The organism is Streptomyces sp. NPDC033229, assembly GCF_055576875.1.
This window is the reverse complement of sequence record NZ_JBVIQR010000098.1, coordinates 1-8,975: the sequence shown is the minus strand read 5'-3', so window position 1 is coordinate 8,975 and position 8,975 is coordinate 1. Positions and strand designations below refer to the sequence as shown.

The window sequence follows — 8,975 nt, the reverse complement described above, 5'->3', positions numbered from 1 at the left end:
CGAACCGGCAGCCGAAGGCCAGGGTTGATAAGCCACCCCAAAAGCCTCCCACTCGCAAGGCCAGCACACCCACCGAACTTACGAAAAGATCAGTAGTTCCGGGCGTACGGGCCAGTGCGTGGTATCGATGGCGTCCTCGGGGACGCCGGCTCCCGGCGGTGTCGGGCGGATGGCGTCGGAGGAGGCCGGGTCGTAGACCTCGATGGTCGAGGTCATGACGTAACGCGAGGTGCGGTCGTGGAAGACGCGGCGGGCGGCGGCTGCCTGCTGCGGCGTATTGCAGACCTGGTCGATGACCACGTCGAAGGTGCGGTTCCCCAGCGCCGCGCCGAGAGCCCTCTCGTCGTCGCGGTCGGCTGTCACGTGGTCGACGCCGGGCGGCGGGGTCGATGAGCCACGGTTGACGACCGTCACGCGGGCCCCCGCGTCGCGGAGCCGCAGTACCACGTGCCTGCCGAAGTAACGGCTGCCGCCGATGACGCCCACGTGCTTCATGTGTCCTCTTCCCGGAGTGCTCGTCCCGCTGTGTGCACGAGCCTGCCGGAATGCGATCATCAGCAGAAGTGGTGACTTGCTTAACCCGTATGAAGGACGACTGATGATTGATGTCCAGCGGCTCACTACGCTCCGCGAGGTCGCCCGGAGCGGCAGTTTCAACAAGGCCGCGGCTGCCCTGCTGCTCACGCCGTCCGCCGTTTCCCAGCAGATCGCCGCGTTGGAACGGACGCTCGGCGCCCAGGTCGTCGAGCGCAGTACCCGGGGTGTTTCCCTGACCGAGCCGGGGCGGCTTCTCGTCGAGGCCGCCGAGGCGATCTCGGCGGAGTTGTCGCATGCCCGGGAGCAGATCGACCGGCTGGCCACGGGGCGTACGAAGCTGACCGTGGCGACGTTCACCAGCGGTGGTCACCGGCTGCTGCCGCCGGTGCTGACCCACTTCGTCGCCGAGCATCCCGAGGTGGAGCTGACCGTGCTGCAGAAGGAGCCGGAGCACAGCCTGCCGCTGGTGCGCGAGGGGCGGGCCGACATCGCGCTCGCCTATCACTTCGACGGACCACTGCCCGTCCGGCCCGGTGACCGGTCCGGGTTGGACTGGGTGCCGCTGATGGACGATCCGATGTCGGCCGTGCTGCCGGTGGGGCATCGTCTCGCCGACCGGGCGAGCCTGGATCTGGCCGAACTCGTGCGGGAGCGCTGGGTGATGGGGTGCATGAAGGCCCAGGCCTTCATGCACCGCTATGCCGAACTCGCCGGCTCCGAATTGCGTGTGTCGGCCGCCACCACCGATTTCTTCTTCGCGCAGACCCTGGTGGCCGCGGGCGTCGGCGTTTCCCTCATCCCGCGGATCGCCCTGGATCCTTCGGTCGCCGGTGTGGTCGTCGTCCCCATCGATCCGCCACGCCCCGCGCGCTACATCGGGGTGGCCACCGCCTCCCGGCATCGCGCTCGGCCCCAGCCGCACGTCGAGGCATTGCTGGCCGCTCTGGTCGGGTCGGTGCCGTAGCCGCGCGCCGGGTCCGCATGCGGGGTCGTGTCTTGTTCAGGGCTTGTAGATGCAGGCTGCCAGCGGGGCGTGGACCTTCCAGCCCAGCGCCTCGTACAGCGCACGTCCGTCGGGGGTCGCGCCCAGCACACCGAGGACCGCGCCCTGCGCGACGGCGTGGTCGGTGAGGGTGCGCATCACGAAGGCGCCCAGGCCACGGCGGCGATGAGCGTCGTCGGTGCCGACACGGTCGATGACCGCCGCCCGGCCGAGAACGGCCATCTGTCCCTTGGCCACGAACTCGCCGCCCGCGGTGTCGCGCACCCGCACGTACACGACACCGTCCCGGGTCTCCAGGGACGCGGAGTAGCCCTCGGGCGCCACCGGGTTCGTGGCCTGCAGGTCCACGGCCATCAGATATCCCGCCTCGTCCTTGTCCACCACCCAGCCCTCGGGCAGCCAGTGCCCGATGTCTTCGTGCTCCATGGGCACCTTGAGCCAGGTGTGCGGCACGGTCACCGAGGCGGCGGCCTCGCGTACCGAGAACTCATCCGCAACGGGCAGTACGTGGCGTGCCACTTGATCGGGGTAGCCCACCTCGAGGTAGAGGCCCCACGGCCGTTCGGCCGGTGGGGGCGTGCCGCGCGATACAGCCCAGCCGGCGCCCCAGGTCCTGACCAGTTCCGGAATCATCAAGCCCTCCCGAAGTAAGAGTCACAATCCAGGAGCGCACATTACGTCAGGGCCCGGAGAGTGGCATCTCCTTTTCGCGCACCCCCGCTGCCGCACCTTGATCTGAGCCTGGTCGGACCGGCGCTTCGGCGTGGGGTGATGACGCCGGGCCACCCGTGCCGCCCTCCTCGCCCCGTGCGCGGCCGACACCGCGTAGCCGGTCCATCTCCCGCCACTCGGGCCGCAGCCCGGCCAGGCTGGTGGTGAGGAAGTACGCCGCGCCGCCCGCCACGAGCACCGGCACGAGGCCGAACGAAGCCACCGCCGCCCCGGCCAACAGGCCGCCGAGGGGGATGCCCGCCCAGGCCATCGAGCCACCCAACGCCCTTACCCGTCCCAGCAGTTGGCGCGGAACCCGTTCGAAGGAGATCGCTCCGAGAATGGGGTTGAGGAATCCGCCACCGAAGCCGCCGACGGCGAAAACCGCCAGCACCGCCCACATCGGCACGCCGGAGGCGAGGACCAGGAACCGTGGTGCCCCGATGATCAGGAAGCCGGTGAAGAACACCAGCCGACGACGCAGCCGATGGGCCACGGCGGCCGCGACGAGGCTGCCGAGGACCGCGGTGATGCCGGCGACGCTGCTGATCAGTCCGATCGCGGCGGGGCCACCGCCGGACTCCTTGGCCCAGACCGGTACGAGCACGGTCATGAAGGCGGCGTCGAGCAGGTTGGTGATGCCGACCGTGACAATGATGGTGAGCAGCAGGGGTTCACCGCGCAGGAAGGTGAAGCCCTCGCCGAAGCGCCGCCAGTAGCCCGGCTCCTTCTCGCCTTCCGGGGTGACGGGCGACTCGGTGGCGTGTCCCATGCCGCGGGGCAGGGCCAGCCCGATGATCACCGAACCCAGGGCGAAGCAGGCGGCGTTGACGACGAGGCCCGCCTGCGGGCCGAGCAGGGCCACCAGCGCGCCGCCCGCCGCCGGGCCGACGGTGGAGGCGAGCCGCTCGGTCACGCCGGAGATCCCGGTGGCCCGCTCCAGGGGGACCGCGCTGCGTTCGGCGGCCTCCGGGACCATGATGTCCTTGGCCAGGTCGCCGGGGCCGCGTACCGCCCCGATGACCGCCACCAGCGCCAGCAGCAGCCAGAAGGGCAGCAGGTCCAGGGCGTACAGCAGGGGGACGAGGCCTGCGGCGACCGCACTGAGCGAGTCGGTGGACCAGGAGACGACGCGCGGGCCGACGCGGTCGACCAGCGGCCCGGTGAGCGCCTTGACGACCACGTACGGGGTCATTTCGCAGAACGCGACGAGACCTGTTTGGGTGGCGCTGCCGGTGGTGACGAGCACGAACCACGGCAGGGCGATGGCCGACACCCGGGTTCCGGTCAGCGATACGGCGGTGGCGGCGAGCACCGCGGCCAGCGGCCGGAGGCTGCGCCGGCCGGATATGCCGCCCGTCGGCGGGGTTGCCTTCGTCACGGCGTCTCCCGCTCCGGTTCGGCGACGGCGTCCGGCTCCGGCAGGAGGTGCGTGATCAGCACGACGCGTTCGGCGCCTTCCGGCGCACCGGATCCCGCTTCGGGCGTGTCCCGCCGGTAGCGGTTGACGACGGCCCGCAGCTCCTCGCCCAGACTCGCGGCCTCCTCGGGGGTGAGCCGCAGGGACCAGTCGCTCAGGTCGAGGTTGTCCCGCCAGGGGCGCGGCATGGTCTCCACCGCTCCCAGGGCCAGCCGGGCGCGTTGCGCGTGGGAGTCAGCCACTGAGCGCATATAGGCCATGGTGGCCTCGGGTTCGCGGTCGGCGAGACCCTTGTCGGTCAGCCAGGTGCCCTGGTGCACCGCCCGCCACCAGCGCTCCCGCGCGTTGCCGCGGTCGATGTCCTCCTCGACGAATCCGGCGGTGCCGAGCTGTCGCAGGTGGTAGCTGGTCACTCCCGATCCCAGGCCCAGCCGTTCGGCGAGGCGGGTGGCCGTCGACGGACCGTACGTGCGCAGCAGTCCGACCAACTGCACCCGGACCGGATGGGCCATGGCCCGCAGGCCCTTGGCGTCCAGGACCACGTGCGTCCCGGGGGGCGGGCCGTCCGGCCGCTCTCGTTCTTCCCTGCCGACTTCTGCGCTACCGACTTCTGCCATGCCGGCCACCCTAAACCGCGAACGGTCCTTCGCGAACACTTCTTCGCGAAGGGTTCTTCGCAATGTCGGCGATCTTCAGCGATCTCTCGTCGGCCCGGCTCGAGCTGCGAAGGGCACCCGTCTGGGCAAGGCTGGTCGGCGTGACCCGCACCCGCGCGGACCGCGAGCGACACGGAGAAGTGACACGGAGAAGGGCAGTGACATGAGCGGCAGCAACCAGTCCCTCAAGGGCAAGGTCGTCCTGGTCGGCGCCGGGGCGAAGAACCTGGGCGGCCTCATCAGCCGCACCGTCGCCGATCAGGGCGCGAACGTGGTGGTGCACTACCACTCCGACGGCACCAAGGGGGATGCGGTGGCGACCGCGAAAGCGGTGGAGGCGGCCGGCGGTCAGGCGGAGACGATCCAGGGCGACCTGACCAAGGTCGACGTCGTGGAGGATCTGTTCACCACCGCCAAGGAGCGGTTCGGCGGGATCGACGTGGCGGTCAACACCTCCGGGATGGTGCTGCGCAAGCCGATCATGGAGACGACCGAAGCCGAGTACGACCGGATGGCGGGCGTGAACGCCAAGGCCGCGTACTTCTTCATCCGCGAGGCGGGCAAGCACCTCAACGACAACGGCAAGGTGATCACCATCGTCACGTCGCTGCTGGCGGCCTTCACCGACGGCTATTCCACCTACGCGGGCTGCAAGGCTCCCGTGGAGCACTTCACCCGGGCGGCGGCCAAGGAGTTCGCGCCACGCGGCATCTCCGTGAACAACATCGCCCCCGGCCCGATGGACACCCCCTTCTTCTACGGCCAGGAGACACCCGAGCGCGTCGAGTTCCACAAGTCCCAGGCCATGGCCAACCAGCTCACCAAGATCGAGGACATCGCGCCGATCGTGACCTTCCTGGCCACCGATGGCTGGTGGATCACCGGCCAGACGCTCTTCGCCAACGGCGGCTACACGACGCGGTAGCGCGGTAGCGCGCGACGGAGGACGAACGGCGTCGAGGACGTCGCACCACCGCTGCGCGGCGGTGTCCTCAAACGCCGGACGGGCTGATATCGGCTGAGGCCGGCCAAACCAGCCTGTCCGGCGTTTGAGGACGCGCCCGAAGGGCGCCCGTCGCCGCAGGCGGCACAGCGGTCGGCAGCCGAAGACCCGCCGGACAGGCGACAGGCGGCAACGACGGCCCGCAGCCGAAGACCCGCCGGACAGGCCCTAGCGGACAGCGTCATACGCCCCCAGGGCGATCCTCGCGAAGTTCCGCAGCGACTGCGTGCCCGGCGCGAAGTAGCCCGAGTGGCCGTGGGCACCGGCGGAGGAGACGATCCGGGCGCCGAACTCCGCCGAGGTGGGGTCGGTTCCGTGCCCGAGACCCAGCAACCGGACGTTGGGGATGTTGCCGATCCAGTCCCCGCTGTCGCGGCGGACCGCCCAGACGCGGGCGCCCGTGTGCAGGCCGGCGGCGGAGTCGGCGCGGACGCCGGGGCTGCCGAGGACGACGAGGTCGGCCGCGTCGGCGCGCTCGAGGTCAGGGGCGGCAAGGCCGCAGACGACCGAACCGTAGCTGTGGCAGAACACCGCGGGCACGGCGGAACCGAGGGTCGCGAGGCCGCCGAGGAAGCGGTCCAGGCGCGGTGCGCCCGCCTTCGCGAGACGGCCGGTGGCGGCGTCGAGTCCGACACCGACGGGGGTGGTGTACCCGGCCCAGGCGATCACGGCGGTGGGGGTGCCGGGCGCCTGGCGGGCCATCTCGGCCCGCAGCGCGGCGGCCATTCCGGCCGGGGCGCCGTACCGGTCGTGCGCGCGGTCGAAGGAGGCGAGGTCGATGTCCGAGCCGGGCACGACGACCGCCGTGTGCTTCGCCGCCGCCCAGTCGCCGTAGACCTCGGCGAGCTGGCCGCGGCCGCGCGGGTCGAAGGCGAGGATCTGTCGGCCCGGGGCGAGGAGCCGTGCGTAGCGGTCCGCCAGTTCGCCCGCGCGCAGCCGCTCGTACTCGGGGAGTGCGGGGTCGGCGGCCCGGGCGCGCTCCTTGGCGCGCTCGGCCGCGATCGCCCGGGCGTTGGCCCCGTACCGCAGCGCCACGGGGGCGCCGTCGAGATTTCCGACGACCAGCGGGTGGCGGGCGGCCAGTTCGGTGCGCCGCGCCTCGGTCAAGGAGGAGAAGAAGCGGGCGACGTCGGCGGGGGCGGCGGTCGCGGGGTCGGGCAGCGGGCGGTGCAGCAAGTCGTCCGCGCGCCAGGCGGCGGTGCCGGCCGGCGGACCGGTGACAGCGGTCTGCTCGCTGCCGGTGGCCCAGCCCGCCGTGCCCGCGACGACCGTCGTGGCGAGCGCCACGGCGGCCAGTGTGCGCTTGAAACGGCGCATGGATGACTCTCCCTCTTCCGGTGCTGCGGAGGAGGGAAAGGTAGGAAGAGGACGGTTGACACTGCGTCACACCCCGGAGCCAAACCGGGGGGGATACCCGAGTAGGGGGTGGGGCAGGTGTGACGTCGTACCGGGGCGGACGTCACCGCGCGCACTAAGGGCAGCGGGTGCCCGGTCGTGCGCGCGGCCTTGGAATCCGGTGGCGTTACGCCCGGTTCCCCGGTGGCGTCACGCCCAGTTCTGCCGCTGCAGCCAGAGGTTGCGCGCGGTGCCCGAGCCCTGGGTGAACACATACAGCAGCCCCACCCGGTTCATGATCACGGGGCTGACGTGGACGTCGCCGATGACGCCCTCCAGGGTCTGGAAGGCTTCGTAGGCGGCGGCGTTCTCGGCTGTCTGGACCGTGACCCAGAGCTTTTTGTCGGTGCCCTTGACCAGGACGTTGACCCGGCCGTCCTGGCCGAGGCAGGCAGTGGGGCGCTCGATGATCTGGCCCTTGAGCGACGCGGAGGTCTGCCAGGCGTCGTAGTCGTCGCTCTGCCCGACGCGCCAGGCCGAGCCGTCCGAGCCGCGGTAGAAGATCTGGACGCGGGAGGCGGCTCGATGACCGCGGAGGGCCGGGTGGTGACTCCGGTGGTCTGCTGCTGGAAGGCGTCCCACGCGTCGGCGGCGTTCGATGCCTTCTGCTGGATGGTGTACAGCGTGTCGTTGCCGCCCTTGACTGCGACGACGATCCGGCCGGAGCCGTCGAGTACCGGGGACGGGGTGGCGTGGATGCCGCCGCCGAGGGACGTGGGCGCGGTGTAGGCCTCGTACGCCAAACCTTGGTTGCGGGTGTACCACAGGGCGCCGTCGGTGCCCCGGAAGAAGATCTGGATGCGTCCGTCGCCGTTGAGCGCCGCCGCCGGGTCGCCGCCGATGTTGGTCACGATCCGCTGGGGCGCGCCGAAATGGGCGTTGACGGCGGACTGGGTGACGACCTCCAGGTGGTTGTCCGGGGTGCGGTAGAAGACGCGGATCTTTCCGTCCCTGCCACGGAGGGCGTGCGGTACGCCCTCGATGCGTGAGCCCTCGATCTTCTTCCAGGGGCTCCAACCGCGGTCGCGCGTTTCCCAGATGGTCCAGAGCGCGTTGGCGCCGCCCTGGACGAATGCCTGGACACGATTGTCGGAGTTGAGGGCGGCGGAGGGCTCGGCGAAGATGCCGCCCTCCAGGTTCGTCCAGTTGCCCCACTTCGTACCGGGTGCGGTGGAGACGGGCATGCAAACTCCTCGATCGAATGGTTGCCGAGTTGTCGCGCCGCGTCCCAACTTATCCATGGCCGCGAGGAAGGACAGAGCTCGGTTTGAGCTGGCGCGATATCAGCGTTCAGGCCGGACAAACCGGGCAGGCCCCTCCACCCACTCCCGCAAAACGGTAGTGGCACTACCGTTTTCGCTGCTACGGTCGAAATCCGGTAGCCGTACCGCCGTTTCAGTGGAAGAGCGACCCGAGCGAACCGCACAGGAGCCGTCATGCGCGCACTCACGCCCACCGGGCGACCCGGCCGTCTCACCGAGATCACCGATGTCGATCCACCGCGCCCCGCCGCCCACGAGGCCCTCGTCCGCGTGCGCACCTTCTCCCTCAGCCGGCCCGACCTCCTCTGCCTGAGCGCCCCCGGCACCCGCTACCGACCGGGCATCGACGCCGTGGGGCACATCGAACGACCGGCGGCCGACGGCACCGGACCCGCCGCCGGTGTGCGCGTCGTCCTCCATCTGCCGTCCGGCGGGGCGGCGGCCCAACTCGTCGCCGTGCCGACCGGCCGGCTGACTCCCGTCCCGGCCGGCGTCGACTCACCGACGGCCGCGGCCCTGCCGCTGGCGGGACTCCTGGCTCGTCGACTTCTGGCAGAGGCCGGTCCGCTGACGGGCCGTCGGCTCCTGGTCACCGGGGCCGGTGGCGGGGTCGGCGGCCTCCTCGCCCAACTCGCCGTGGCCGGCGGGGCCGAGGTCACCGCGGTCGTGACGGAGCGAAAGCCCTGCCGGTACTTGGCCGCGCTGAACGTCAGGGTGGTTCACGACATGGGCGGCCTGCCGTCCGGCGGCTTCGACATCGTGCTGGAATCCGTCGGCGGCGCACTCGGCTCGACGACCTCCCGCGCCCTGCGCGCCGGTGGACGGATCCTGTGGTTCGGCCAGGCCGGAGGCGAGCCGCTCACCCTCGACTTCTTCGGCCTCCTCGACGGCGGCGAAGCTGTCCGGAAACAACGCGTTGCTTTGACGGGGGCATGATCGTTGATCTTCCGTGGTCATATCCCCGCCGGTCCCTGGTCAACTGACTTCG

Annotated in this window: 8 protein-coding genes and 2 pseudogenes; 3 read left to right on the top strand and 7 right to left on the bottom strand. The window is 71.0% G+C overall.

The genetic code is table 11. The annotated features are described in order from the left end of the window. Window positions 1-93 precede the first annotated feature (93 nt). Window positions 94-495, bottom strand: a pseudogene (locus tag ACZ53N_RS35330) (NAD-dependent epimerase/dehydratase family protein); the annotation flags it as partial. 103 nt (window positions 496-598) lie between these two features. On the opposite strand from ACZ53N_RS35330, the gene ACZ53N_RS35325 reads away from it, so the two are divergent. Further along, window positions 599-1,501: a LysR family transcriptional regulator gene (locus ACZ53N_RS35325; protein WP_469144847.1), complete on the top strand. Its 903-nt coding sequence runs from the start codon at window positions 599-601 to the stop codon at window positions 1,499-1,501. A 36-nt stretch (window positions 1,502-1,537) separates the two neighbouring features. Here the strand turns inward: ACZ53N_RS35325 and ACZ53N_RS35320 are convergent, their stop codons facing one another. From ACZ53N_RS35320 to ACZ53N_RS35310, 3 genes are read right to left on the bottom strand one after another with little or no spacing between them, the layout of a single operon-like run. After that, window positions 1,538-2,173 carry a GNAT family N-acetyltransferase gene (locus tag ACZ53N_RS35320; protein ID WP_469144846.1) on the bottom strand — a complete coding sequence of 212 codons (636 nt, stop codon included), beginning with the start codon at window positions 2,171-2,173 and terminating at the stop codon, window positions 1,538-1,540. 46 nt (window positions 2,174-2,219) lie between these two features. Further along, window positions 2,220-3,632: an MFS transporter gene (locus ACZ53N_RS35315; RefSeq protein WP_469144845.1), complete on the bottom strand. Its 1,413-nt coding sequence runs from the start codon at window positions 3,630-3,632 to the stop codon at window positions 2,220-2,222. Then, on the bottom strand, window positions 3,629-4,288 hold the full coding sequence (locus ACZ53N_RS35310; RefSeq protein WP_469144844.1) for a helix-turn-helix domain-containing protein: 660 nt from the start codon (window positions 4,286-4,288) through the stop codon (window positions 3,629-3,631). The genes ACZ53N_RS35315 and ACZ53N_RS35310 overlap by 4 nt, the downstream gene beginning before the upstream one ends. Window positions 4,289-4,490: 202 nt before the next feature. On the opposite strand from ACZ53N_RS35310, the gene ACZ53N_RS35305 reads away from it, so the two are divergent. Then, window positions 4,491-5,252 carry an SDR family oxidoreductase gene (locus tag ACZ53N_RS35305; RefSeq protein WP_356453166.1) on the top strand — a complete coding sequence of 254 codons (762 nt, stop codon included), beginning with the start codon at window positions 4,491-4,493 and terminating at the stop codon, window positions 5,250-5,252. Between the two features lie 246 nt (window positions 5,253-5,498). Here ACZ53N_RS35305 and ACZ53N_RS35300 read toward each other — a convergent pair whose 3' ends face one another. The 3 genes and pseudogenes from ACZ53N_RS35300 to ACZ53N_RS35290 form a co-directional block, all read right to left on the bottom strand. Then, window positions 5,499-6,647 carry an alpha/beta hydrolase gene (locus tag ACZ53N_RS35300; RefSeq protein ID WP_469144843.1) on the bottom strand — a complete coding sequence of 383 codons (1,149 nt, stop codon included), beginning with the start codon at window positions 6,645-6,647 and terminating at the stop codon, window positions 5,499-5,501. Window positions 6,648-6,875: 228 nt separating this feature from the next. After that, window positions 6,876-7,307 (bottom strand): DUF8189 domain-containing protein, encoded by a 432-nt coding sequence (locus ACZ53N_RS35295; protein WP_469144842.1) that lies wholly within the window; start codon window positions 7,305-7,307, stop codon window positions 6,876-6,878. A 425-nt stretch (window positions 7,308-7,732) separates the two neighbouring features. Then, window positions 7,733-7,909, bottom strand: a pseudogene (locus ACZ53N_RS35290) (DUF8189 domain-containing protein); the annotation flags it as partial. A 252-nt stretch (window positions 7,910-8,161) separates the two neighbouring features. On the opposite strand from ACZ53N_RS35290, the gene ACZ53N_RS35285 reads away from it, so the two are divergent. Beyond that, window positions 8,162-8,923, top strand: a complete 762-nt coding sequence (locus ACZ53N_RS35285) for an MDR/zinc-dependent alcohol dehydrogenase-like family protein (protein ID WP_469144841.1) — start codon at window positions 8,162-8,164, stop codon at window positions 8,921-8,923. The last annotated feature ends 52 nt before the right edge of the window (window positions 8,924-8,975 follow it).